Here is a 237-nt window from a genome sequence, read left to right on the forward strand (position 1 = left end):
CTGAGGCACATGGGAAGGCTATGATCAGCAAGCGCCGTAAGGAACTCGACGGCTAAATGAGTGCGCCGTAGATCATGCTGTGCGATAAGGACCTCCCGTAGCTCTTGAGGGATCGTGAAGGGTGGAGACCCTCAATCTTAGCAATAATCTGCTCTTGGCCTTGCGGCGGGCAGGCATAAGCACGCTGGAAGAGCTGCGAGGCCTATCGCAGCAAGAGTTGGCGATGCTGCCCCGCGT

Source organism: uncultured Sphingomonas sp. (assembly GCF_964237335.1).
Lineage (GTDB): Bacteria > Pseudomonadota > Alphaproteobacteria > Sphingomonadales > Sphingomonadaceae > Sphingomonas.